This is a genomic window from Psychrilyobacter atlanticus DSM 19335 (assembly GCF_000426625.1).
GTDB lineage: Bacteria > Fusobacteriota > Fusobacteriia > Fusobacteriales > Fusobacteriaceae > Psychrilyobacter > Psychrilyobacter atlanticus.
This window is the reverse complement of record NZ_KE384547.1, coordinates 1,659,063-1,685,306: the sequence shown is the minus strand read 5'-3', so window position 1 is coordinate 1,685,306 and position 26,244 is coordinate 1,659,063. Positions and strand designations below refer to the sequence as shown.

The window sequence follows — 26,244 nt, the reverse complement described above, 5'->3', positions numbered from 1 at the left end:
GAGTGTAAAAAAGAGTGTAGGGTGTGAATTATGAGTATATTAAATGGATTAAATAACGAACAGAGAAAAGCAGCAGAAAAAATAGACGGACCGCTACTGATCTTAGCAGGAGCAGGAAGTGGAAAGACAAGAACAGTTACATACAGAATAGCCCATATGGTACTGGAAAAAAGTATCAGTCCATATAAGATTCTGGCTGTAACATTTACAAATAAGGCAGCTAAAGAGATGAGGGAAAGGGTAGAGAGCTTAATTGGATTAGAAGCTAAAAAAGTTATGGTATCTACATTTCATTCATTTGGAGTTAGACTGCTCAGAGTATATGCTACAAAGTTAGGTTATGATGCTAATTTTAATATCTATGATGCAGATGACCAGAAAAAATTAGTAGGGAGATTGATGAAGGAACTGGTAGTAACAAATAAGCAGTTAACACCAGCATCTGTAGTTTCGAAAATCTCTAAATATAAGGAAGACGGTGATGAACCAGCAGATATATCTAAGGATGTTTATAATGCAGACACAAGAGTTGTAGCAGCTGTATATGAAAAATATGCCGAAGAGCTTATAAAAAATAATGCTATGGACTTTGCTGATCTACTTATAAATACCAACAAATTATTGGATGATCCAGAAGTACTAGAAAAGATACAGGGTAGATATGAATATGTAATGGTAGACGAATATCAGGATACCAACAATATTCAGTATCAGATAATAACTAAGATAGCTAAAAAGCACAAAAATATATGTGTTGTTGGAGATGAAGACCAGAGTATATATGGATTTAGAGGAGCTAATATAAAAAATATTCTGGATTTTGAGAAGGAATATAAAGGTGCCATGGTAGTTAAATTGGAGCAGAATTATAGATCTACTCAGAATATATTGGGAGCAGCAAACAGTATTATTAAATTAAATACAACTTCCAGGGGTAAAAATCTTTGGACTGAGAAGGAAAAAGGTCACCTAATTGAGATATTTTCTGCATCAGATGGAAGAGCAGAGGCAGACTATATATTACAAGAAATTATAAAGGGTAAAAATAACGGCAGATCATATAAAGATTATACTATTTTATATAGGACTAATGCTCAGTCAAGGGTATTCGAGGAAGCTTTTCTAAGACATAGGATCAGTTATAAAATATTTGGCGGGATGCAATTCTATCAAAGGGTAGAAGTAAAGGATATCCTTTCGTATATGAGAGTAATAAACAATCCTAAAGATACTGTTAGTTTATTCAGGATAATCAATGTTCCTAAAAGAAAAATTGGAGCAAAAACTATTGAAAAAATCAGAGATTTTGCCGATGGAAATGAGATTATATTCTTTGAAGCCATGGGTAGGATAGAGGAAACTAAACTAGGATCAGCTATAAAAGTAACTGTACTTAGGTTGTATGAGATGTTAAAAAATATAATGGAAGAAAGTCAATTTTTAACAGCCTCGGAGATATATGATATGATCTTAGAGGGAACTAATTATATGAACTATTTAACTACCTACGATGACAAATTTGAAGCTAGAATGGATAATGTAAGGGAACTTCGAACTTCGATACAGGAGATGGAAGATTCAGAACAGTATGAAGGGTTCATAAGTGTAGGAGAATTTTTAGAGCAGACTGCATTAGTAGCAGCTACAGACGACTTAGAAGAGGACACAGACTATGTAAAACTGATGACTATTCATAACTCTAAAGGGTTAGAATTTCCAATAGTTTTCTTAGTGGGGATGGAGGACGAGTTATTCCCAAGTTCTAAAGCTGATTTTTCTGATGATGATCTAGAAGAAGAGAGAAGACTCTGCTACGTAGCTATAACTCGTGCTGAGGAAAAATTACATATATCCCATGCATCTGAAAGGATGGTATATGGAAGAATCTCATATATGAGAGATCCGTCTAGATTTTTAAAGGAAATAGATGACAGGTATGTGGATTATATAAATAAAGCAAAGGTTGCTCCTAAAAAGAAAGAAAGTAAATTAGGAGGATTAAATTTAATCACAAAAGCAGACTTTAAAGTGGATGAAAAATCACCGTTTAAAATTGGCGAAAAGGTAACTCATAAGAAGTTTGGTACTGGGATTATAAAGGACGTAGAAGCAGGGAAAAGACTTGTAATTAGATTTAGAGATGGAGATAAAAAACTTCCACTCGTTTTAGCTGAAAAGTTTTTAGTGAAAGAATAAAGAAATTACAATGAAAAATGCTGCAGGGAGAGAAAATATGAGAAGAAAAACCATTGCGAAAGAGATAACCTATGAGGGAATAGGTCTTCATAAGGGTGAATTGATAAAGATAAAATTAATACCGGTTACAGAAAAAACTGGAATCATATTTAAAAGAGTAGATCTAAAAGAGGGAGAGAATGAGGTAATAATGAACTTAGAAAATACCTTTGATCTGACTCGTGGAACAAATTTAAAAAATGAATATGAGGCTAAAGTTCATACTATTGAACATTTTTTATCGGCGTTAGCCATATTCGAAATAACAGATTTAATGGTAGAGATCGATGGTAATGAATTGCCCATTGGAGATGGAAGTGCCAAAATATTCGGAGAACTGATGAGGGATATAGGAACTTGTGATTTAGACTCTGAGATAGAGGAACTGGTAATAACAGAGCCGGTATATCTGACTAAAGGCGATAAACATATAGTAGCATTACCCCATGATGGATTTAAAATAACCTATACAATAAAATTTGATCATACATTTTTAAAAACACAGATGTTGGAGATAGACCTCAATCAAGATAATTATTTAAAGGAGATAGCACCAGCTAGAACCTTTGGATTTGATTATGAGATAGAGTATTTAAGAAAAAATAACCTGGCTCTAGGGGGAACTTTAGAGAATGCCATAGTAATTAATAAAGATGGTGTGGATAATCCTAGCGGTCTTAGGTTTGAAGATGAATTTGTAAGACATAAAATTTTGGATATAATAGGTGATTTAAAAGTAATCAATAGACCTATAAAAGGTCATATTATTGCTATAAAAGCAGGACATGCACTGGATATAGAATTTGCAAAATTATTAACTAAATAATTAATTAAAATAAATAGGAGTGATTAAAAAATGATGAATATAGCTGAGATAAAAAAGAGAATACCACATAGATACCCGTTTTTATTGGTAGATAGAGTTACAAAAATTGGAGAAACTACTTTGGAAGCCTACAAAAATGTAAGTGTAAATGAAGAATTTTTTAATGGACATTTTCCAGATTACCCAATTATGCCAGGAGTATTAATAGTAGAAGGAATGGCTCAAGCGCTTGGATTATTAGTAAATGCAGATGATGAACCTATTACACCTCTTTTTGCCTCAATTGAAAGTGCAAAATTTAAAAAACCTGTAGTACCTGGAGATAGATTAGTATATGAAGTGGAAGTTATAAAAGCTAGAAGATCTATAGTAAAAGGTAGAGGAGTAGCAAAAGTAGATGGAGAGGTAGTAGCCACAGCAGATCTAATGTTTGCTATTATGAAAAAGTAGGGAGGAAGTTCATGGCTAACATACATAAAACCGCAATCATTGGGGAGGGAGCTGTACTTGGTAAAGGTGTAGAAATAGGTCCCTACAGTATCATTGGTAGCGAAGTAGTAATAGGGGATAATACTATAGTTGAATCTCATGTTGTGATAGACGGAATTACTATAATAGGTAAAAACAATAAGATCTACTCATATGCCTCCATAGGAAAGGAATCACAAGACCTTAAATATAAAGGGGAACCTACTAAGACCATAATAGGTGACAACAATAAAATAAGGGAATTTGTAACTATCCATAGGGGAACAGATGATAAGTGGGAAACTGTAATAGGGAGTAATAATCTGCTTATGGTATACGTACATGTAGCCCATGATGTAATCATAGGGGATAACTGTATTTTGGCTAATAATGTAACTTTAGCAGGACATGTAACTGTGGGAGATTTTGCAATTATAGGTGGATTAACGCCGATACATCAATTTTGTAATATCGGGGCTCACAGTATGACTGGAGGGGGATCCCTTATCGTTCAAGATGTACCGCCGTATATTCTGGCAGAAGGATCTCGTGCAGTAGCTCGTGGATTAAATAGTGTAGGTCTTTCTAGAAGAGGATTTTCAAAGGAAGATATATCTACATTAAAAAAAGTATATAGATTAATATTTAGATCTAAGATGTTATTAAAGGATTCTTTAGCTGAGATAGAAGAAACATATGGTGAAAATGAGTATGTAAAAAACTTTTTAGAATTTGTTAGGAATAGTAGTAGGGGGATTATCAAATAATGGAGAAGATAGCTGTTATTGTAGGAAATGGAGAACTTCCAGTAAAATTTTTAGAATCTGCTAAAGAATATGGAATAGATCCATATCCAATAGGGCTATTTGATACAGTATCTGATAAGGTCAAGTCTCATTCTAATTATGTAGAGATGAATATAGGGGAGATGAAAAAAATTCTCCTATATTTATTGACTAATAATATTGAAAAGATGGTTATGCTAGGAAAGGTAGAAAAAAAATTATTATTTAATGACCTTAAGTTAGATGAAGTAGGAGAGGAACTTCTAAAGAAGATGCCTGATAAAAAAGATGAAACTTTATTATTTGGTGTAATCTCTCTATTTAGGTTAAATGGTATAAAAGTATTACCTCAAAACCACCTTATGAAGGATATGATGTTTTCTGAAGAGGTATATACAAAGACTATCCCTAGCGATGATGAAAATAAAACTATAAAAATAGGTATAGAGGGGGCGCGAGCTCTCTCTATTATAGATGCAGGCCAGTGTGTGGTATGTAAAGACGGTTCTATCATTACCCTAGAGGGGATAGAGGGAACCGATAAAACTATCGAAAGAGCCTATGAATATGCAGGAAATAATTGTATTCTGGTAAAGATGGCTAGACCACAGCAGGATATGAGGGTGGATATACCAGCAATTGGTTTAGATACCATAAAAAAAATAATATCTATCGGTGGAAAGGGTATAGTTGCAGAAGCTGACAGAATGTTATTTTTAGATAAAGAAGAGTGTATAAAATTAGCGAATGACAATAACATTTTCATTGTAGGAGTGAGGGTATAGAGGAGGGACAGTATGAAGTATTTTGTTTCGACAGGTGAGATCTCAGGGGATCTTCACCTATCATATCTTGTAAATGCAATGAATAAAATTGACAACAATGCCAGTTTTTTTGGAGTAGCAGGTAAACATTCCAAAGAAGCTGGTGTTACTGTTATACAGGATATAGATGAATTAGCTGTAATGGGTATTTGGGAAGCTCTAAAAAAATATAAATTTTTAAAGAATAAAGTCTATGAATATATAGAATTTATTAAAAAAGAGGAGATCAAAAAAGTAATCTTAGTAGATTATGGAGGATTTAATCTGAAATTTATGGAACTCCTGAAAAAACATATAGAGGATGTAGAAATATACTATTATATACCGCCTAAAGTTTGGGTTTGGGGAGAAAAACGTGTTGAAAAATTAAGACATTTAGATCATATAGTGGTTATATTTCCATGGGAAGTGGATTTTTATAAGAAACACGGAATAGATGTAATCTATTACGGGAATCCATTTTTAGATATCTATAAACGGATAGACAAAAGGGGAGAGAAGATCCTTCTACTCCCTGGCAGCAGAAAAAAAGAGGTACAGAAGCTCCTCCCAGTAATGTTAGAAGTTGTGGAAAAATCTATGGATGAAAATTTTATATTAAAATTAGCCAAGAGGGAACACCTAAATTGGGTGGATTTGGATATAAGCAGATATAAAAACTTAGAGGTTGTAGATAATTCATCACTTAAAGATGTAGTAAAACAATCTAAATATGCCATAGCAGCTTCAGGAACGGTAATATTGGAGCTAGCACTTTTGGGGTTACCGGGAGTTGTAATCTATAAGATCGACAGATTGAGTGGATTGATAGCAAAATATATATTAAAGTTAAAATATGTCTCTTTACCTAATCTAGCTTTGGATAGGGAAGTTTATAGAGAACTCCTCCAAGGAGATTGTAATAGAGATAATATCTTAGATGCTATACAGAATATAGAAAATAATAGGGAATATTTTGAGGAGCAGATAGGTGAAATAATAGAAAAATTAGGCGGGAATAATATAATAGAAAAATACGCTAAATTCTTTTTGAAGGGGAAGTAATATGGATAAAATAGAATTAAAAGTTCAAAAGACATCATTAAAAAAAATGGTTGATTATGGGATGAACTATAAATATAGATTTATGATTATAGTAGTATTATCTTTAATCGTAGGGTTAGCAAAGGCAGCACCGGCATACTTTTCTAAATACCTGATGGATAATGTACTTATAGATAAAGATGTAAAGATGCTGTTACTGGTGTCCGGTGGGTTAGTAATTGCAACTGTTATAAAGGGTTTTTCCATGTATTATAAGGAAATTTATTCTTCCTATACAACGAGGTTAGTAGTTAGGGATATCCAACAGGATATCTATAGACATCTTCATAAACTAAGTCATTCTTACTTTGATAAAACTCCCCAAGGGGAAATAATGGCAAGGATAAGTGGAGATGCAGGAAATCTAGGTAAAATTGGATTTATGATATTTCAGATCCTGCCGGAATTTTTGACTGTAGCAGTACTTCTCATAGGATTATTTAGGATTGATGTAATCTTAGCTCTAATGACCTTGGTATTGCTCCCTGCAATGATGATGATACTTAAGAAAATTTTGAAAAAAATAAAGAAAACCGCCAGAAAAAGGCAAGATCAGCGAGGAGAATTAAATTCTCTTATTCAGGAATCACTATCTGGAATCAGAGTAGTAAAAGCATTTGCTACTGAGCAGGATGAGATAAAAAAATATGAAGAAAAAAATATGGAAGTATTAAATACTGAATATAGAAATAAGAAGGTAGAGGCTAGAATTTCACCTATAAATGAAGTTATGACTACTACTATAGTAGTGGGAGTACTACTATATGGTGGAAATAAAGTTATTGTGGATGCTAACTTTACAGCTGGAGACCTTACTTCATTTGTAACTTCATTAGGGCTTATGTTTGAGCCACTAAAAAAAGTTATTAAAAGAGGTAGTGAACTAATGTCTATCATGCCATCAGCTGACAGGGTAATGGAGCTGTTGGAAGAAGTACCAGAAGTAGTGGAAAGAGAAAGTGCCGTAGACTATGGAAAACTTTCACCCAAAGTAAAATTTAAGGATTTAAAATTTAAATATGGGAAAGATTTAGACTATGCTATAGATAATATTAATTTTGAAGCAAATGCCGGAGAGATCGTAGCATTAGTTGGAAGAAGTGGAAGTGGAAAAACAACCTTAGTAAATTTAATTCCTAGATTTTATGAGATTGAAAATGGTTCTATAACTATAGACGGGATGGATATAAGAGATCTAAAAATGAAAGAATTAAGAGATCATATAGGAATAGTTCCCCAAGAGACATTCTTATTTAGTGGTACTATCTATTCTAATATCTTATATGGTGCAGGAAGAGAAGTGACAAAAGAGGATGTTATAAATGCTGCTAAGATGGCCAATGCTCATAACTTTATTATAGAGTTTGAAGATGGGTATGATCAAGAGGTAGGAGAGCGTGGAACATTACTATCAGGTGGTCAAAAACAAAGAATTGCCATAGCTCGTGCACTCCTAAAAAACCCAGAGATTATGATCTTGGATGAAGCTACATCTGCTCTAGATACAGAATCTGAAAGACTGGTTCAAGACGCTTTGGAAAAATTAATGGTTGGGAGAACAACCTTTGTAATAGCCCATAGATTGTCTACAATAGTCAATGCAGATAAGATTGTAGTTATGGATAAGGGGAAAATTGCAGAAGCTGGAAGTCATGAGGAGCTATTATCCCATGGAGGGATCTATAAAAAGCTGTATGAAACACAATTTGGAGAAGAGTAATCTTATACTTATTTTTTTCTGAAGTGGAAAGAGAAAGTAGATAATTTTGAATCTAAATTTAATAAAAAAAATAATAGAAAGATTATAAAATAATCTTTCTATTTTATAAAAGGAGAAATAAACAATGAGTATTTTAAGAGATGACAACAGAACTAATGAAGATTTAAGACAAGTAAACTTAATAACAGGATTCACTATTCATGCTGAAGGATCTGTATTGATAGAGATGGGAAATACAAAGGTAATTTGTACTGCTTCTGTAAGTGAAAGTGTACCTAGATTTTTAAAAAAATCAGGAAAAGGATGGCTTACAGCAGAATATTCTATGTTACCAAGAGCCACTGAAGATAGAAATAGAAGAGAAGCTTCGATGGGTAAATTAGGTGGAAGAACTATGGAGATCCAAAGATTGATTGGGAGATCTTTGAGAGCATGTTTAGATATGGGTAAATTAGGTGAAAGAAGTATAACTATCGACTGTGATGTTATTCAAGCTGATGGAGGAACAAGAACAGCTTCTATAACTGGTGGATATGTAGCTCTTGCTATAGCAATAAAAAAATTAATTGCAGATGGTAAGTTAGAAGAATCTCCATTAATCTCAAATGTAGCTGCTATCAGTGTAGGAGTAGTTGGTGGAGTTCCTATGTTAGACTTAAAATATACTGAGGATGCTAATGCCGATGTAGACATGAATGTAATAATGAACTCTGAGATGGAATTTGTAGAAGTACAGGGAACAGGAGAGGAAACTACATTTACAAGAAAAGAATTAAATGGCCTTTTAGATCTAGCTGAAAAAGGGATCAAAGAACTATTTGAAATGCAGAATGAGGCAATAGAGAAAGCATAGAACTCTCATTTCTTGTTATAGATTTTACCCTAATAAGGTGAAATCTATAGTTAAAGGTGAAAGTAAAAAATCTTCTACATAGATTTGTAGGAGATTTTTTTTTTAATAAACCCTTGATGTGTTATAATTAAGATATAGTTTCAATGATAAATATTGAATTAGATTTTAATAAAAAAATAGATTAACAGCTAGAGAGGTGACAATTATATTTAATACTAGAGAAATAGCTATATTATTTTGGTTTGGGGTGCTTTTTATTTGGTGTATCATAAATGCCAATAAAGAAGACTAAAATGTAAATAAGGAGAAAAAATATGAAAAAATTATTTTTAGCCACAGGAAATAAGAAAAAAATAAAAGAAATATCTGAGATCTTAAAGGGGTATGAGATACTTTCAATAAACGATGGATACACAATTCCAGATGTGGTAGAGGATAGAGATACCTTTGAGGGAAATAGCCAGAAGAAGGCCTTAGAGATAGCTAAAGCTGTAGGTATGCCTGTTATCGCAGATGACAGTGGGTTGTGTGTAGAGGCTCTAGGAGGAGCTCCTGGGATATATTCAGCTAGATATTCAGGAGAAAATGCTACAGATGAGAAGAATAATAATAAATTGATCCAGGAACTAAAGGGAAAAGAGGATAAGAGTGCTAAATTCGTATGTGTGATAACTCTTGCGAAACCAAATGGTGAATACCATAGTTTCAGAGGAGAGGTAGAAGGGGTAATAGTAGAAGAGCCAGGTGGAACAGATGGTTTTGGATATGATCCTCATTTCTATATTGAAAAATACAAAAAGACTTTTGCTGAGATTCCAGAGATAAAGAAAGAAATTAGTCATAGAGCTAATGCATTGAAAAAATTACAGGCAGAGATTGATAGATATTTATAACTATTAGAAGAGAGCTATTGAAGGCTCTCTTTTTTATTTATTTTTAAACTTTCCCATACTCTTTTTCTAGTGCTTATTTTGTAAAACCCATTAATTTTTTAATATTGTCTTTATTTTCTTTTGAAGTAAGAAGCTCTAATAGAGTAAAAGCAACATCAAATGCAGTAGATGGATTATATGACGTAATTATATTCTTATCAATAACTATAGGCTGATCTGGTATTACATTTACTCCAAAATCAGATAATTGCTTCTGACGTTTTTTATTATTTAGGTTATAAGTAGTTGCATTTCTTTCATTAAGAACACCACTTTTTCCAATAGGAAGTGCAGCAACACAAATGGAAGCTATAATTTTACCTTGTTTATCAAACTTTTTAATAATATTTAAAAACTCTTCACTAAAAGCATCTTTGTAGAATCCTGCCTCTTCAAAACCACCAGGAATTGCCAGTGCATCAAATTCATCAACATTTATATCTCTGATATGCATTTCTGGTGTAACTGTAAAATTCCACGTACATTTCAATGTGTCTTTCGTACCTACTGTAATTAACTCTGTATTACCATTTCCTTCAAGTTGATTCCAACCCATTACATCTGTAAAAACAGCTGCTTCAACTGCTTCAAATCCATCAGCAAGTAATAAACAAATTTTCTTCATAATATCATCTCCTTTTATTAAAAAACATTTACAAATAAAGTAATTTATATTAGCATGATAACATAAGCTATTAGTTCGGTAAAATCAAAATAATAGAAATTAATGTTCGTGAAAAGCGAACTTACTAAATGAAAGGAGATGGATATATGGAAATTCGTAAATTTAAAACATTTAAAAAAATAGTTGAACTTAAAAGTTTTTCCAAAGCAGCAGAGAGTTTATATTATGGAAAATCCACTGTTAGTGAGCACATACAATCCCTTGAAAGAGAGGTGGGAGCACCTCTTTTTGATCGTCTTGGGAAAACAATAAGTGTAACAGATACAGGAAATGAACTATACAAGTATGTAGTTGAGTTACTAAATACTTATGATATGATTAAGAATATTTCAGTAGATAAAATAGATACAAAAGGAGAGTTAAATATTGGTATTTCGGAGTCATTGGTCATATATCGTTTAAATTCAGGATTGTCTCAATTTAATCATGTCTATCCCAATGTTAATTTGAAAATTATAAGTGATAATTGTTCTAAGCTTAGAGAAAGATTATACACTGGTGAACTTGACCTTATCATTACGTTGGAACCTAAAATGGATTTTGAAGATTTAATAACTCATAAAATTAGTGAAGAAAATCTTATATTTATTAGTGGTAAAGAGTTTGATGTTAAAGACATCAATAGAGAAAATAAAAGTGAAATAGAGAAAAAATGTTTTATTTTTACAGAAAAAGAATGCTCTTTAAGGCAATTCTTTCAAAATTATCTCTATAATATAGATGTTTTACCATTAAGAATATTAGAATTTTCGAGTATTGAAGCCGTAAAACAATGTGTAGTAAGTAACCTTGGAGTAAGCTTACTGCCTAAATTTTGTGTAGAAGATTTGATAGAAGCTAAAAAAATTAGAGTTATTAAGGGAAATGGGGATGAAATTAAATTTTCAACACAGATATCATATCATAAAAATAAATGGTTATCACCACTGCTAAATGAATTCATGAAGTATATTATTAAAACGAGCTAAATATATGTATATAACCTATGGAGTAGATATTAAAAAGAGGAGATTCTAACTAGAACCTCCTCTCTTTTTTAGACCTTTAATTAATAGATCTGTGTTTTAGATAAACTTTTCTTCCCATGAAACTTCCCTCATAGCTTTGGCAATTTTCATAAGATCCATATCAGGATGGATGGTACCTTCGTAGGAGATGGTAATTATAGACATTGTCATAGAAAATTTTACAATTTCCTCTATATCCATATCATTCATATATCCGAATCCCAGACCAGCTACAAACGAATCTCCTGCCCCTGTTACGTTTTTAACTACTACGTCACAGGCTTTGACCTTTCCACTAGCTATTCCATCGGTATAGTATACACCTTCAGAATCTAAACTTATAAATACTTTTTCCACACCTAAGTTTAAAAAATATTGTCCAGCTTTCTTTAAATCTTCATCTGTATCTATAGGAAATCCAGTTAAGATCTCAGCTTCATTTTTATTTGGTTTGATTGTGTGAAAATAACCGATTAGGTGTTTTATCTTATCAGCCTTTTCAGAGGATACTGGGTCTAAGATAAATTTAGTTTTACCAGTAAACTTTTTTAACAGATACTCTAAATTTTCGGGGTCATCGGCATCTAAAAATGTGTATTCAGCATTTTCAATTAAATCAGATTTAGAATCAATAAAATCTGTATTCATAGCACTGATACTTTCCATATCAGCTACTGCTGAAACCATCTCTCCAAATTGATCTAATATAGCTAGATAACTCGGTGTTCTCCCCCCTTCTAAGATAAGAGAATCTTCCATATCATATCCTATTAATTCTGAATGATCCAACATAGCACGACCTTTTTCATCGTCTCCTAAGATAGAAATAAACTTGGTATTTAGACCAATTCTAGCCATATTTTCTGCAATGTTTCTAGAGACACCACCAAAGGCCATCCTTACTTTACCAGGATTAGAGTCTTTCACTCTATATTTTACTCCAACATTACAAATACCAAATATGTCTACAACTGATGCTCCAAATACCAAGATATATGGCTTTTTTTTCTTATACATAAACTACTCCCTATTTCTTTATTTTAAAAAATACTCTATATTTTATCATGTTTTCAAAATAATTTAAAGACGTATAATATGCTGAAGACCTGTTGTAAAAAACAGGTCTTCAGCATATTATATTACTCATTATTAGTTTTTTTAAAAAACAGGTTTTATTTCTTCCTCTTCATCATATCTTAGATCCACTAAATTCATTTTATTTTTATTTTCTCCACCCTCTTCACCCCATGAAAATGAAGTTTCCTTTGGTATAGAAAGATAGATGTTTTCTGCTGGATTCAATAATTTTGCATCCTTTAAATAGACTGCTCCGCTTATAAAATCTAAGACTCTTTGGTACATTTTTTTATCTGATGAAGTTAAATTGATATGTAAAATTTTATCTTCTACAATATAATTTACTATTCTTTTAGAATCTTCAAAACTTTTAGGCTTTATAAAAATAATATCGCTCATATTGTCACTTCCTCTTTAATTTAATATTGGAATAATTTCTTCCAACACCTCGGTTTTTTCCTTCTCCTCTATATACATCTCATCGGTGACTATAGATTCTTTATTACTAATTTTTTCCCGGAGATATTTTATCTCATTTTCACTTTGTTTTACATAAGCTGAATCAGCCCGGCTTCCCTTTGGAATGACACTGGATAACTTTTTACTTACCAAAGCCATCTCAGGGGCTAACTCATGGTCAAATCCAGCAATAGTAGCAAATTTTATACCTTGATGGACGGCTATATCTATCCCTGCTTGAGTCATTCCATCATTTAATTGGTCGGAGTCCCCATTGACTGCTCCACTTATAGTATCCAGTGCCGAGCTGACTCCAAAATATTTGATAGCGACTCTGATTGGCTTTACCCATATTAATTTTTCAAAATTATAGAGGAGAAAAGTTCCTTTGACAGACCGAGTATGATAGTAGGGATAGGTCATAAAATCTAACTCATCCAAGTCTATATACAGGAGACCGTCTACTCCTAAGATTTCAGCTAATTCGATGGGTCTTAAAAATTTTAATTGTCCACCGTCTGTTATACCTGCTTCATTGAGGAGTTCATCGGTTTTTTTTATATCCTGGATATCATATCCACGATTGTTCTGTTCAAAATTATTATAAACTACTCCCCGGAAGATAAATCCTCCAGCTACATCATTTGTGTTGTTATTGATAGGTAAAATAGCCAATTTAGCTGGTGATATTGAGGGAGTAGCTTTTAATACAAAATCTTGCTTTGGTGTACAACCTATAAATATTAAGAGAATAAATAATAAAAATAACTTATACCTCTTCATACTACTTCATCAACTTTACTACACCAGGAATACTGAAAGCTTCACCTTTATATTCTAAGATAGCAGCATCTTCACCTAGATAATCCACTACCTTTGCTTCTCCTACTTTATTCTCTTCAAATCCTAAGAATTTACCATTGAATTCAATCTTCTCTCCCTGTTTGTAGACGCCTAATTTTGTACCTATTTCCACATTACTTTTTTGACCTGCATTGATATAAAGTTTATTTCCAGATATCTTAGCTACATTTGCCATCCAAGGTGTTTTATCCACAGTTTTTATAATGTTGTCCATAACGTTTATAGCTGCTGCTCTAAAGGCTTCTTGCTCTAGACCTTCATCATATCCACCTGTACTTCCAATACCTAGAGTAGTGCCATATTCAACGTCTGAGACACCTTCTCCTTGATCAGAGAGAACTACTTCTCCAGTTCTTACATTTATCATTTTCATGTCAAATGAGATCTCAGCTCTTTGAGTTTTACTACTAGAGACAAGTCCCTTATTTCCAGTTGTATTTACAGAATATTTAGTAATTGCACCTGTTATAACGTAATCTGCATCCTGGAATTTTCTTTCAGATGCTAACTGCCCCTGCCCTAGAGTATTAGAAAAGTTAATTTCCTGCATTACTTTAGATAGATCTTCCCTCTCTAAAACAATAAATCTATTACTCTTTACAAGTTCTGTAGTGATAACATCAGTTAAGCTGCTTCCCAATCTTCTGCTTCCAAATCTAGTTTGATTCTTAAATTCAGCTATGACAACTTTTCTCTTAGGAGATACTACCCCTTGTACAGAATCGTAATCTCTCATACTTTGGATCTTATCATCTTTCCTTACGTTAGATACACCGTCGTTTGAACAAGCACCCAGTGTCAACGCTAATAGAGCAACTATTAATAGTTTTTTCTTCATTATTTGCCTCCTAAACTCATATTTTTAATTATTATGTCCAATATTTCATGGGAATTTTTGTCAGTTTTAAATCCAGCAGCCTTAATATGACCACCGCCTCCAAAAAGTCCTGCCAAGGCATTTACATCTACAGCATATTTAGATCTGAAACTTCCTTTGATATGCCCCTTATCCTCTTTGAGAAAGAGGGATACACTTGCATCTTCATATGAAAGGAGAAGTTCCCCTAAACCACTGGTATCATCTTTACCAGCCCCTAACTCAGCTAGTTCTTCCTCACTTATATAATAATACACCAACTTCAGACTATCTACAAATTTAAAATCAGACAGAACTTTCCCTGTTAACTTTAATTTTGCCATAGATTTAGTGTTGAAAAAATTCTTTATAACTTCGTTTGGTTCCACTCCATACTCCACTAATTCAGAAGCTGTCTTAAAGACCTTTTTAGTAGTGTTTGAATGTTTAAAATTACCGGTATCATTGACTATACCTGTGTAGAGAGATTCTGCTATTCCATGATCTAATTCAATACCTGCTTCTTTAATAAAATCGAATAAAATTTCTGAAGTAGATGAAATATCTCCTACGTAATTATAGTCTCCGAACCTATCATTGCTGATATGGTGATCGATATTTATAACTTTAGTATCTTCACCTTTTAATTCTCCTACCCTTCCAACCCTGTCAAAATTACCGCTGTCAAGACAGATCATGAGATCAAAATCATATTTAGAATTATAGTTTTCAAATTCTTCGATTAGGATAGAGTGAGTTAAAAACTTTAAATTTTTAGGAGTTTTATCATCTAAAATAAACCTTAAAGTTTTATCTAAGTAGATCTCCCCCCTACTTTCAGTTTCTTTTCTTAAAGCTTCATTTAATTTATTGAGGGCTAAAAGAAGAGCTAAACCACTCCCTATGGCATCTCCATCAGGGCTGGTATGTCCTGTAATTAATATTCTGTTGCTTTTTTTAATAACTTCTAATATCTCACTAAACTTATTGTTCATCCTTGTTCACCTCGATTATGTCTATTCCTTTCAGCAGGAGTTTATCTGCTGTTATTCCATTTCCAGGAATGATATTATGATTGAAAGTGCCATCATATATAGTATCTATTCCACAAGATGGACTTTTTCCTTTTAATAGTGCAAGTTTTATATTATTTTTTAAGGCTTTTTCCAGAGCTTTTTCTGCCCCTGCCTCAAATTCATCGGTGACATCTATACCCTCATTATTGATTACCTTATTAGCGTTTCTTTCAGCTGGCAGACGGGGGATACTAAGTCCTCCCTCTACTTCAGGACAAGTTTCTATAAATTCAAATCTATCCTTTAGAAGTTCAGCTACGATATAATTATAATTAGCGGTGCCTTTATATGAAGTTTTTTTCCCAACAAGACAACTGCTGATTAGGAGCTTTTCTTTTTTCTGAACCCTTACACTTTTATCGCTATAATCTATGATAGAACTGATATAGCTTTTATCTCTAATAACGTCTAAAAGAGGGATCAGAACAAAATTTCTCTCCTTATATCTAGGGTGAGGTATAACTAAATCCTTATTATTCAGCTTAAAATTTCCATAGGATATAATATCTATATCTAAAGTTCTAGGACCCCATCTGAATTTTCGTACCCTCTTTAACTTTAACTCTATCCTTTGAAGTTCTCTTAGAAGTTCATAGGGGAGCAGCTGGGTTTTTATCTCAATTGTACAATTTAAAAATTCATCCTGATCTAAGTATCCTACTGGATCTGTTGAATAAAATTTTGAAACAGCAGTGACTTTAGTTTTTTTTAGTTGAGATATGGCAAAAATACCTCCTAGAAGATAGTAATATTTATTCCCTATATTAGATCCCATACTGAGATAAACTCTAGTCCATCTCATAATCTTTAGCCTCTCTAGTTATTGCTACTCCTACATAGTCAAAACTTCCATTTATAGGAGCACCGGGTTTTCTAATCTCTACTTCTACCTTTTCTATACTGTATTTTACCAATAAAGTATGAGCAATCATCTCAGCCAAAGCTTCTATCAATTTAAATTTTTTATTCTTTATGATATCTTCAACATCATAATATACATCTACATAGCTGATACTTTTATTGAGGTCATCTGTAAGACCTGCCCTTTGTAATGGTTTATATAGGGTTACATCGGCATAAAAGTTTTGTCCCAGTATATTTTCTTCAGTTAAAGCACCGTGATATCCGTATGCTTTTATATTTTTTACGATAATTTTATCCATTGTTCTCCTCCAAGAGTTTTTATTATTATTTGGAAAATTAAAACCTCTTTCAATAAATTAAAACATTACAATGTTTTAATTTATGCTTAACTGGATGCAACGTCACGTTGCTAATCCAGTGATTTAAAACCTTCACCTAATACTTCATAAACCTCTGATATAATTATAAATGCACTTGGGTCCACTTGTTTTATAAGAGCCTGAAGATCTCTGATTTCCTTATTTTTTAAGACAGTCATAATCATTGATTTACTCTCATCTGTATAGAGTCCCTTAGCTGATAAAGCAGTTCCACCTTTTTTAATATCTTTTAATATTATTTCTCTTATAAGTTCGTATTTATCACTTATAATATAGACCATCTTAGTGTATCCGACACCTTCAAAGATCTTATTGATAACTACGTTAGTTGTAAACATTGCGATGATTGCATAGAGTCCTTTTTCAATTCCAAAGATAGCAATTCCACTGACAATGATAATCGTATCATTGATCATCATACAGTAACCTACTGGTATCTTAGTAATTTTATTGACCATTTGAGCTACAATATCGGTTCCGCCTGTGCTGCCACCAAATTTTAAAACTAGTCCCAAACCTACTCCTAGTAAAATACCTCCAAAGAGTGGTGCCAATAAAAAATTACTTCCTTTTGTAAAATCTATTACGTTATCTATTCCTACAAGTTTCCTGAAAAGATCTATATAAAATGATAACATTATGATTCCAAACAATGTCTTTGCACCATACTCCTTACCAAAAGTTTTAACCCCTACTAAAAATAGCGGGATATTGATAAACAGCATACTGGTTCCAACAGATAGATTAAATGTATAGTATAGGATAGTTGCTATTCCTGTTACCCCCCCACTAACTATCTTTGCAGGTACGATAAATAATCCTATTCCTATTGCAGCTATAATAAGCCCTAAATTAATTACAAAATAATCTATTGCCAACGTTTTTACCTTTCTTTTCATTCCCTTTTTGCCCCCCTAGTGTATCTTATATAAATTCTTGATGTCTTACTTTACCCTTATATGCCTTCTCAGGATCATAACCATATTTGATAGCTATTAAGTTCATAATAGTAGTCTCTACCATGGTAGCAGCATTCCTTCCAGAACTTATATATAGTTCTGCATGGTCTACAGGATGACCTAAAACTTCGACTTCGATACTCTTAGAGGTAGAAGTTTTAGTCAGGTAATCATCACTTTTCAATTCCTTTAGTTCTATGATTGCATCTAATCTTTTTTCTTTTCTTACAGACCCTAATCCATAAAGAGCTTTGATATCTATGATACCGAGACCTCTAAGTTCCATGAAATAAGGGATTTTATCCGCTTTTCCTATCACCATTCCACTGGGATGTTCATGAAAAGTTACTTTATCATCCGTAATCAATCTATGTCCTCTATGAATTAACTCTAGAGCGGTTTCACTCTTACCAATTCCACTTTTACCAGTAAGAAGCACACCAAATCCAAACATCTCAACAAAAACTCCATGCATGGTGATTTTAGGAGCAAACTTTTTTTCTAAAAATTGGTTTAAGTCTGCTGTTAGTTGAGTAGAAGTTTTATCGGAAAATAACATGATCTTCTTTTTTTCCCTAGATAGATCGATAAAACATTGCTCAATCTCATCTGCATCTGCTATTATCATAGCAGGGAAGTCAAAGTCAAAAAAATTGTTTAAATTTCTATATTTAACATCATCATCCAGGCTCTTTAAAAAATTTAATTCTCCCTGGGAAAATAGTTGTAAACTCTTAGAACCATTTTGATAAAATACTTCATAAAATCCAGAAAGTGCCAAGGCAGGGTTGTGAAGTGCAGTCTTAGTTATATAAGTTGTTTCTAAAAACTCCTCTCCCGTAATAACTTTTAGACCAAATTCATCGACTATTTTCTTTACTGTCAAAATATTTTTATTCATCTTATCACCTTTCTTATTCTCTTTGTTAAAAGCGATCATTTTTTTAGTTTCCTCTAAAAAATATTCAGAAGAATTCATTCCAATTTGCTTCAACCTTTCATTTATAGCTGCCGTTTCAATTATTACAGCTAGATTTCTTCCCCTTCGTACAGGAAGACTTAGCTTAGGAATTTGAACTCCCAGGATCTCTTCGAATTGTTTATCTATTCCCAACCTGTCATAGAACTTTCTTTTATCCCATTTTTCCAGATTGATATATAGGTTTATCTCCTTAGTTCTCCGAGTTGCAATAATCCCATAGTTATTGGTAATATCTATATTCTCACTGCCTGTTCCCAAATAAAAATGTGTTTTGACGTTACTCTTATCAAAACCATTTTCTCCTAAGAGGATATCGGGTCCGATTTTTTTAATAATTAAATTTTCATCTGTAATATATTTGTGGCCTCTTTCGATTAATTCTAGGGTAGATCCAATCTTTGCATCCTCATAACCACCTATCAAAACACCTATTCCTAGGATTTCGATTAAAACATGATCCTCTACCCTTATTTCAGGTGCTAATTTTCTTTGGAGATAATATTTTAATTTCCTTATGATAACTGCAGTTTTATTTTTAGTGGTCAAAAGAGGTTTATTATGTTTTTTAGCATATTCTATAAAATCAGGATGGATATCCTTATCACAGGCTACAATGATACAAGGAAAATTATAGGAAAAGTATTTTTTCAATCTGTCTTTTCTCACTTCCGAGGAAAGGGAATCGATATACCTCATCTCCTCTGTCCCTAAAACGTGTAGCTGCTTATTGAGTTCATCTCCTTCTACCAAAAATCCAGTTAATTCAGCTCCTACTCTATGCACTGTAGGGAGTAAGATCTTTCTTTCTAGATTATCTAATCCCCCATAGATTACAGTGAATTCAAAAGCTTTCACTAGTTTTGATAACCTTACAAATTTTTTAATCATAAGCCCCCCTATTATTTATCGGTGTTATTTCATAGTTAGTTTTTCTTTTTTTTATAAAAATCATCTGGTCTGATACTTAACTCTACCTCTTTTTCAACTGTTTTTTCATCATTTTTATTGATATCGATATCTTTTGCTGTTTTTTTAACCTCTACTACCTGATCTATACTTTTATTTTTATTACCTGAGATCTTTTGAGTTATAAAATATCCACCTGAAATAACAACCAAAATTAAGGTGAATCTCCAGAATAAAACTTGTTTTTTTGTCATAATTCTACCTCATTTGAATAGATTTTTTAAATTTAGATAACAAATAAAATGAGCCGCAGATAACGATAACTTTCTTTGTTTTTTTAGCCAATTCAAAAGCTTTTATGAGGTTATCCTCTACTATTTGATCTTTAAAGTCAGACACTAGATCCAGCAATTGACTTCCAGAAGTCCCCCGGTGAAAATCTTCTAATGATGTAAATATTATCTCATCACTAAACTTTGAAATTTCCTCTAGGATTCCATCTCTGTCTTTATCTTCTAAGATGGAGACCAAAGTAACAACACCGTTCTTTCTATATTTAGAAAGGATATTTTCCTTTAATCTAGATGCAGCATCTACATTGTGAGCACCGTCTAGTATTACGATTGGATCCTCTTTGGAGTAAATCTCAAATCTACCAGGCCAAAAAACTTTGGAGACTGCATCCTGTATATTTTTATTTGATATTCCTATTTTTTTCAGGGCTTCATATGCTCCTAAAAAATTATTTATTTGATACTCTCCATAAAGAGAAAGGTTAAACTCCATATTATCTATATAAATTGTAGTTCCAAAATCTTCGGTTAGTTCAAATTTTACATTTCTATATTTTTTTAGCACATCGACATAGTCTTTAGTTTTTTTCTCAACAGCAGTTATCAATTCTGGTTTAGAATCAGCAATTACAACAGGACTGTCTTTGATAATACCGCATTTTTCACGGGCTATATCGGTCAGATTATCTCCTAAGATATTTATATGATCCATAGATATATTAGTGATTATAGAAATTTCAGGATGACACACATTAGTTGCATCAAAACGTCCCCCTAAGCCGGTCTCTAGAACTACGTATTCACAGCCGCAATCTTTGAAGTAATCAAACATCATTGCAGTGGTGATCTCAAAGAAGGTTGGGTGTAAATCATTGACTTCAATTAAGGTTCGAATTTTTTTGTAGTAGGAGCATATCCTTTCATCTGATATCTGCTCCCTGTTTACCACAATTCTTTCATTAAATTTTTCAATATGAGGTGAGGTATACTTACCTACCTTATAACCTGCTTCTAATAAACTGGCTTCTAAAATAGTTGCTGTAGAGCCCTTACCGTTGGTTCCTGCAATGTGCAGGATCTTATAGTTATCCTGGGGGTTCCCCATTAATTTTAAGATGTTTTTTATGTTGTCTAGGCCTAATTTTATTCCCATATTAGTAAGGGAATAAAGTTCTTCCAAAGTTTTATCTATATTCATAATTTGACTTCCTTTTTTAATTATAAATTAAATTTCTTTATTCTTATACTCTTTTCATCATTTCTACAATTAAGTTTTTAGAGTTCTTAGCTGCTAATTTTACAAATTCTTGGAAATCTGTTTTAGCGTCGTCATTTGCCTTATCTGAGATAGATCTTATAATCACAAATGGTATTTTGAATAAGTGGCAGACATGAGCTACTGCTGCTCCTTCCATCTCTGTACACTCACTATTAAAAGTTTCTCTTAACCAATTTATTTTTGCAGGTTCAGCTACAAAGACATCTCCACTTACTATTCTTCCTGTATAGATATTTTTTTGGTCAAATAATTCTAAAGCACTTTTCTCAGCTATTTTAATCAATTTTTTATCGGCTTTAAAGATAGAAGTATCCATTCTAGGGATCTCTCCATGTTTCATTCCAAAAGCTGTACAGTCAAAGTCATGCTCTATAAGTTCGTTTGATATAACGATATCTCCTACCTCTATACTAGGATTAGTTCCACCTGCTACTCCTGTAAATATAAGTTGATCTACTTTGAATCTATCGATTAATAAAGTAGTACATACAGATGAATTTACTTTACCTATTCCTCCCTCTACTAATACGATATCTTTACCTTCTAAAGTTCCTTTAAAGAAGGTAATATCTAGTATTTTCTCCTCCTCTAAATTTGAAATCATATTTTTTAATTCTATTATTTCCTCGTGCATAGCACCAATTATTCCTATCATTTTTATATATCCTCCTAAATTATTTATTCTATAAAATTATATCAAATTAAATTGAAATAACACAATTTTTTTTAATTTTAATAGGATTTTTTTTAAAATATATGTATAATGAAGTTAAATATAATATAAATTAGGAGGGCATCATTATGAATATAAAAAAATCTATTTTAATTTTAACTATTTTAACTGCTACAGCATTTGGCGGATGTAGTGCCAAGGAGACAAAACCAGAGTTAGGAACTAACGTGAACTATGAAAAGATGAAGGAATATCCTAGATGGGTAATTCAGCCTACTTATGATAAGGGAATTGCCGGAGTGGGGTCAGCTAAAATGACAGACCTTGGGTTTGATTTTGCAAGAAAGGAAGCTATGGCCAGTGCAAGACTTGACCTGGGAGGACAGATTAAGACTAAAGTTGATGGTTTATTTAAATCGTATACCAGTAAAATAGGAGTAGGAGATTCTACTAGTGTAGACGCTCTTTCAGAAAATATAGTAAAAGAATTGGTTAGTGTAGACCTAAAGGGGGCTTCACTAAAGGAAACTTGGATATCTCCTCAAGATGAATTGTTTGTTTTAATGACTGTAGATAATGAAAGATTGATCGAGACTACAACAAAGGCTATAAACAATCCAAACAATTACACCGATGAAAATTTAAAGTTAAAAATAAAAGCTGAATCTTCACAAGCTGAACTAGAGAAGGAATTAAATACTTATTTTGGCAGTTCTAATGATGAAGATTTTCCTGGTGTAGATAAAGAAGTAAAAGAAGTTGAAGAAACTCAGGATGAAACTATAGAAACAAATTAGGAGGATAAAGTATGAAAAAATTAATGATATTATTTTTAGGTGTTCTTATGACCATCACAAGTTTTTCTAAAACTTTGGAAGGGGTAGGGATGGGAAATAGTGAAGTTACGGCAAAAAAAGAAGCCTTGGCAGATCTTTCTAATCAAATACAGGTTACTATCAAGAGCAATTTTACCAGTAATAAAAGCCTTACTAACGGGCAGTCGAATAGAGAGGTTTCATCTGGAATATCTACTATTTCAGAAACTAATCTTTTAGGTGTAGACTTCAAAGTTAAGAAAAAATGGTTTAGATCGAAATATACTGCTACAGCTACTTTAGATGACACGAAGATATCTCTATATGAGAAAAAAGCCAATGAGCTTAGAGGTCTGATTAACAGTAACTATACTCAGTTTTCTCAGACAGAAGATTTAAATCTTAAAAAGAACTACTTAACCAGTGCCTTAAAAAGCTATGATGAGTTCGACTCATATAGAAATGTAGCTATTATATTAGGAAGTACTAAAATTTATAACCTTCCATATACAAAGACTCAAATAAAAAATGATCTTCAATCAGTGGAGAAAAAAATTAATAGTGACAGCCTTTATAATGGGGTAAATATTCTATATGTTAAGAGCAGTGGGAAATTTAATGATGGTTCTAAGGAATATTTTGATAATTATTTCTACTCTATGTTAGCATCTATCTCACGTGAAAACGATGATAAGGTAGCTGTGAGCAGTGACAATGATTCTACAGTAAACACCCTGGTGAAAGTGGTATTGAACAGTATTCATACATCTACTAAACCAGCAGTTTATTACAATAAAAAGATGATTACCCCTGAATCTTTTGTAACAACATTAAATATTACAGTGGAATTATATAATAAGAAAAAAGTAGAAAATTTACTTACCATCACTGCTACTGGAGAAGGAGACGACGAAAATTCAAAGGAAGCTGCCTATGAAAAAGCAGTAAAAAATGGATTTGAGCAGATGAAAGAAAAATTAAAGAAATCATTAATAAAGTAGATCATAACTAAAAAAACCTAGGAAATTTTCCTAGGTTTTTTTTAATATTTATTCCATTGAAGACCTTCAGTGCTATATTTTTCTATATTATTATGTGTATACTCAGAAAAAGGCTCGAGAGTGATTATTTCATCAATAGGCTGAGGCTGACTTTCATAAAAAATATTTTTGGTATCATGAGCACTACCTGACATCAGATGAATTGTACCGCTATATCTTAATTCAGAAGTTAGATTTTTTTTAGAACCACCTACTCTTAAAAATCCCCATATATGATCGATAAGTGGAGAAGCCTTTGAGTCTAGTTTATCCAAGATTTCGCTTAATTTAACTGTTGGAACTACAGAATCATCTGAATTATTAATCATTTTTTCCATAGATAAAACCTGATATCCGGTTCTTGACGCTCCCAGAAAACTAACAACTTTTGCATCTTTTGCTTTGGCTAATTGTGCCCTTAATTTTGGAGCTAACGTTGTTGCTAAAATGCCAATGATAGCTATAACAATTAATAATTCAATTAATGTAAATCCATATTTATTGTTTTTCATAAAAATTTCCTCCATATATATATATTTCTTATATAAAGTTTATCATATGAAAATATAAAAAGTCATTTTAATTTAATTTTTAACACTCTTTAATCTTCTTTCCTATTAGCTTTATGGTGCTGACAGCTAATATTTTTGTAGGGTCAAGAAATTCTCCTTCTATCTCCAGTCTTCTAAAGGCTACAGGAAGTTCTGTACATCCTAAGATGATCTTGTCTATTCCTAAACTAGAAAAATAATCTAATACCTGGTCTATAGGAACTTGATCTATATCATCCTTACCTTCTTTTACCCTGTAGATAAGGTCGGTTACAATTTCCTGCATATCTATAGGAGGTATTTTTACATCTATTCCGTATCTGTTGAATATATTCTCGTAGATATGCCCTTTATAGGTTCCCTTTGTTGCCAAAAGGCCTACTTTTTTAATATCATTCAATTCTTTGGCTACCTCATCTATCATATTTATAAAGGGTATCTTTACTGCACCACAGACTTTTTCATAAAAATAATGAGCAGTATTACATGGCATAACTATAAAACTAGCACCCATAGCTTCTAATTTTAAGGCTGAGTCTATGAGGTGTTGTTCAGGATTTTCTCCCTGCCCTAAAATATAGGCAGTCCTGTCGGGAATCTCTGTATAATTGTCCACTAAGGTATGGATATGATCACTATCTTTTTTTGCATCGGTATATTTTACTATTTTATTTAATAGGTCAATTGTGGCAATGGGTCCCATACCACCTAAAACTCCTGCTATCTTCATGATTTGACCTCCCCTGTTCATTCGGTTAATTATTTGTTATAATTATACTAAAAATGTATAAAAAATAAAAAGATATTAAAGATATCATATTAATATGATATAGATATAAATAAAAAATTCGCAGAAGGGAGAACTAATATGGATATCAGACAATTAAAATATTTTTTAGCCATTGCAGAGGCAAAAAATATAACTAAGGCAGCAAAAAAGCTATATATTTCCCAGCCACCATTAAGTCAGCAGCTAAAACTGTTGGAGGAAGAATTAGGAGTAACTCTGTTAGAGAGAAGTACTCGGAAAATGAAACTTACTGAAGCCGGTAAACTATTACAGCATCGAGCTAAGCAGATTATTGAACTTATGGAAACTTCTGCAAAGGAGATTAAAAATTTGAATTTAGGAGTTAAGGGAATTCTTTCCATTGGATTTGTTTCCTCAGCAGGAGCAATGCTTCTACCAGAACAAATTCATAATTTCTATAAGGAATATCCTGAGATTAATTTTCAAATGAAGGAGGGGAATACATATAAGATTTTAGATCTTTTAAACAATGGGATGATTGAGATTGGAATAGTGAGAACACCATTTAATACAGAAAATTTTAATCTTATATATATGCCTAAGGAACCTATGGTTGCAGTGGCTAGAGAGGACCTGTTTTTTCCTAGTTCTTTAAAGTCTATATCTTTAGAGGAACTAAAAGATAAACCCATAATACTAGATAAAAGATTTGAAAATTTAATTACTTCTAGTTGTCACCAGGTAGGGTTCCAGCCTAATATTATATGTGAGGGAGAAGACAGTAAATCTATCCTTTTATGGACATATACTGGTATGGGAATAGGGATAGTGCCTAAAAGTGCGGCTAAACTTATGCCTAATAAGAATTTGAGATCGATAATAATAGAGGAGAGTGAATTAGAGACTCAAACTGTTATTGTCTGGGTAAAAAATCGTCCTCTATCTCAAGTAGCAGAAACATTTTTATTAAACTTTAAAGAATAATTAATAGAATACTGGAT

At 32.4% G+C, this 26,244-nt stretch carries 28 protein-coding genes; 13 read left to right on the top strand and 15 right to left on the bottom strand.

Going from position 1 to position 26,244, the window contains the following annotated elements:
• The first annotated feature begins 30 nt into the window (after positions 1-30).
• From K337_RS0108590 to K337_RS0108550, 9 genes are all read left to right on the top strand, one after another.
• Positions 31-2,196, top strand: a complete 2,166-nt coding sequence (locus K337_RS0108590) for an ATP-dependent helicase (protein ID WP_028856238.1) — start codon at positions 31-33, stop codon at positions 2,194-2,196.
• 37 nt (positions 2,197-2,233) lie between these two features.
• The gene (lpxC, locus tag K337_RS0108585) at positions 2,234-3,061 is read left to right on the top strand and encodes a UDP-3-O-acyl-N-acetylglucosamine deacetylase (RefSeq protein WP_028856237.1); all 828 of its coding nucleotides are present in this window, start codon (positions 2,234-2,236) and stop codon (positions 3,059-3,061) included.
• A 30-nt stretch (positions 3,062-3,091) separates the two neighbouring features.
• A complete protein-coding gene (gene fabZ / locus K337_RS0108580) occupies positions 3,092-3,511 on the top strand; it encodes a 3-hydroxyacyl-ACP dehydratase FabZ (protein ID WP_028856236.1) in 420 nt (139 codons plus the stop codon).
• Positions 3,512-3,522: 11 nt separating this feature from the next.
• Positions 3,523-4,296, top strand: a complete 774-nt coding sequence (lpxA, locus tag K337_RS0108575) for an acyl-ACP--UDP-N-acetylglucosamine O-acyltransferase (RefSeq protein ID WP_028856235.1) — start codon at positions 3,523-3,525, stop codon at positions 4,294-4,296.
• Complete coding sequence (locus K337_RS0108570; protein WP_028856234.1) at positions 4,296-5,099, top strand: LpxI family protein; 804 nt, start codon at positions 4,296-4,298, stop codon at positions 5,097-5,099. The genes lpxA and K337_RS0108570 overlap by 1 nt, the downstream gene beginning before the upstream one ends.
• Positions 5,100-5,111: 12 nt before the next feature.
• Positions 5,112-6,182, top strand: a complete 1,071-nt coding sequence (lpxB, locus tag K337_RS0108565) for a lipid-A-disaccharide synthase (RefSeq protein ID WP_028856233.1) — start codon at positions 5,112-5,114, stop codon at positions 6,180-6,182.
• A 1-nt stretch (position 6,183) separates the two neighbouring features.
• Positions 6,184-7,941: an ABC transporter ATP-binding protein gene (locus K337_RS0108560; protein ID WP_028856232.1), complete on the top strand. Its 1,758-nt coding sequence runs from the start codon at positions 6,184-6,186 to the stop codon at positions 7,939-7,941.
• A 130-nt stretch (positions 7,942-8,071) separates the two neighbouring features.
• The gene (rph, locus tag K337_RS0108555) at positions 8,072-8,794 is read left to right on the top strand and encodes a ribonuclease PH (protein ID WP_028856231.1); all 723 of its coding nucleotides are present in this window, start codon (positions 8,072-8,074) and stop codon (positions 8,792-8,794) included.
• 314 nt (positions 8,795-9,108) lie between these two features.
• Positions 9,109-9,687, top strand: a complete 579-nt coding sequence (locus tag K337_RS0108550; protein ID WP_028856230.1) for an XTP/dITP diphosphatase — start codon at positions 9,109-9,111, stop codon at positions 9,685-9,687.
• 73 nt (positions 9,688-9,760) lie between these two features.
• Here K337_RS0108550 and K337_RS0108545 read toward each other — a convergent pair whose 3' ends face one another.
• On the bottom strand, positions 9,761-10,351 hold the full coding sequence (locus K337_RS0108545; protein ID WP_028856229.1) for a DJ-1/PfpI family protein: 591 nt from the start codon (positions 10,349-10,351) through the stop codon (positions 9,761-9,763).
• Positions 10,352-10,479: 128 nt separating this feature from the next.
• Here K337_RS0108545 and K337_RS0108540 point away from each other — a divergent pair, with 128 nt between their 5' ends.
• A complete protein-coding gene (locus tag K337_RS0108540; protein ID WP_084140828.1) occupies positions 10,480-11,379 on the top strand; it encodes a LysR family transcriptional regulator in 900 nt (299 codons plus the stop codon).
• A 96-nt stretch (positions 11,380-11,475) separates the two neighbouring features.
• Here the strand turns inward: K337_RS0108540 and K337_RS0108535 are convergent, their stop codons facing one another.
• The 12 genes from K337_RS0108535 to K337_RS0108480 all read right to left on the bottom strand — a co-directional run bounded on the left by K337_RS0108535 (position 11,476) and on the right by K337_RS0108480 (position 22,068).
• Entirely contained in the window at positions 11,476-12,435 is a 960-nt protein-coding gene (locus K337_RS0108535) for a carbohydrate kinase family protein (protein ID WP_028856227.1), read from the bottom strand.
• 141 nt (positions 12,436-12,576) lie between these two features.
• Positions 12,577-12,894 carry a cell division protein SepF gene (locus K337_RS0108530; RefSeq protein WP_028856226.1) on the bottom strand — a complete coding sequence of 106 codons (318 nt, stop codon included), beginning with the start codon at positions 12,892-12,894 and terminating at the stop codon, positions 12,577-12,579.
• Positions 12,895-12,909: 15 nt separating this feature from the next.
• Entirely contained in the window at positions 12,910-13,737 is an 828-nt protein-coding gene (locus tag K337_RS0108525) for a GNA1162 family protein (RefSeq protein ID WP_028856225.1), read from the bottom strand.
• A gap of 1 nt (position 13,738) precedes the next feature.
• Positions 13,739-14,656, bottom strand: a complete 918-nt coding sequence (locus tag K337_RS0108520; RefSeq protein WP_028856224.1) for a CsgG/HfaB family protein — start codon at positions 14,654-14,656, stop codon at positions 13,739-13,741.
• The gene (locus K337_RS0108515) at positions 14,656-15,669 is read right to left on the bottom strand and encodes a DHH family phosphoesterase (protein ID WP_028856223.1); all 1,014 of its coding nucleotides are present in this window, start codon (positions 15,667-15,669) and stop codon (positions 14,656-14,658) included. The genes K337_RS0108520 and K337_RS0108515 overlap by 1 nt, the downstream gene beginning before the upstream one ends.
• Positions 15,659-16,552, bottom strand: coding sequence for a 2-amino-4-hydroxy-6-hydroxymethyldihydropteridine diphosphokinase (gene folK, locus K337_RS19170; protein WP_051251685.1), 894 nt, complete (start codon positions 16,550-16,552; stop codon positions 15,659-15,661). Before folK ends, K337_RS0108515 begins: the two co-directional genes overlap by 11 nt.
• Complete coding sequence (gene folB, locus K337_RS0108505; RefSeq protein WP_028856222.1) at positions 16,539-16,913, bottom strand: dihydroneopterin aldolase; 375 nt, start codon at positions 16,911-16,913, stop codon at positions 16,539-16,541. The genes folK and folB overlap by 14 nt, the downstream gene beginning before the upstream one ends.
• Before the next feature lie 110 nt (positions 16,914-17,023).
• Positions 17,024-17,893: a YitT family protein gene (locus tag K337_RS0108500; RefSeq protein WP_028856221.1), complete on the bottom strand. Its 870-nt coding sequence runs from the start codon at positions 17,891-17,893 to the stop codon at positions 17,024-17,026.
• A gap of 25 nt (positions 17,894-17,918) precedes the next feature.
• Positions 17,919-19,823 carry an HPr(Ser) kinase/phosphatase gene (gene hprK / locus K337_RS0108495; RefSeq protein ID WP_037029275.1) on the bottom strand — a complete coding sequence of 635 codons (1,905 nt, stop codon included), beginning with the start codon at positions 19,821-19,823 and terminating at the stop codon, positions 17,919-17,921.
• A 35-nt stretch (positions 19,824-19,858) separates the two neighbouring features.
• Positions 19,859-20,095, bottom strand: a complete 237-nt coding sequence (locus K337_RS0108490) for a hypothetical protein (RefSeq protein WP_028856219.1) — start codon at positions 20,093-20,095, stop codon at positions 19,859-19,861.
• 4 nt (positions 20,096-20,099) lie between these two features.
• Positions 20,100-21,332, bottom strand: a complete 1,233-nt coding sequence (locus K337_RS0108485; protein WP_028856218.1) for a bifunctional folylpolyglutamate synthase/dihydrofolate synthase — start codon at positions 21,330-21,332, stop codon at positions 20,100-20,102.
• Positions 21,333-21,375: 43 nt separating this feature from the next.
• Positions 21,376-22,068: a 5'-methylthioadenosine/adenosylhomocysteine nucleosidase gene (locus tag K337_RS0108480; protein ID WP_028856217.1), complete on the bottom strand. Its 693-nt coding sequence runs from the start codon at positions 22,066-22,068 to the stop codon at positions 21,376-21,378.
• A gap of 146 nt (positions 22,069-22,214) precedes the next feature.
• Here K337_RS0108480 and K337_RS0108475 point away from each other — a divergent pair, with 146 nt between their 5' ends.
• Both K337_RS0108475 and K337_RS0108470 read left to right on the top strand, forming a co-directional pair.
• Positions 22,215-22,883, top strand: coding sequence for an LPP20 family lipoprotein (locus K337_RS0108475; RefSeq protein WP_028856216.1), 669 nt, complete (start codon positions 22,215-22,217; stop codon positions 22,881-22,883).
• Between the two features lie 11 nt (positions 22,884-22,894).
• Positions 22,895-23,902: an LPP20 family lipoprotein gene (locus K337_RS0108470; protein WP_028856215.1), complete on the top strand. Its 1,008-nt coding sequence runs from the start codon at positions 22,895-22,897 to the stop codon at positions 23,900-23,902.
• A gap of 41 nt (positions 23,903-23,943) precedes the next feature.
• Here K337_RS0108470 and K337_RS20105 read toward each other — a convergent pair whose 3' ends face one another.
• The gene (locus K337_RS20105; protein ID WP_028856214.1) at positions 23,944-24,453 is read right to left on the bottom strand and encodes a type II secretion system protein; all 510 of its coding nucleotides are present in this window, start codon (positions 24,451-24,453) and stop codon (positions 23,944-23,946) included.
• 79 nt (positions 24,454-24,532) lie between these two features.
• Complete coding sequence (gene cuyB / locus K337_RS0108460) at positions 24,533-25,222, bottom strand: cysteate racemase (RefSeq protein ID WP_051251684.1); 690 nt, start codon at positions 25,220-25,222, stop codon at positions 24,533-24,535.
• A gap of 138 nt (positions 25,223-25,360) precedes the next feature.
• Between cuyB and K337_RS0108455 the strand changes: the two genes are divergently transcribed.
• The gene (locus K337_RS0108455; RefSeq protein WP_028856212.1) at positions 25,361-26,227 is read left to right on the top strand and encodes a LysR family transcriptional regulator; all 867 of its coding nucleotides are present in this window, start codon (positions 25,361-25,363) and stop codon (positions 26,225-26,227) included.
• Positions 26,228-26,244 lie beyond the last annotated feature (17 nt).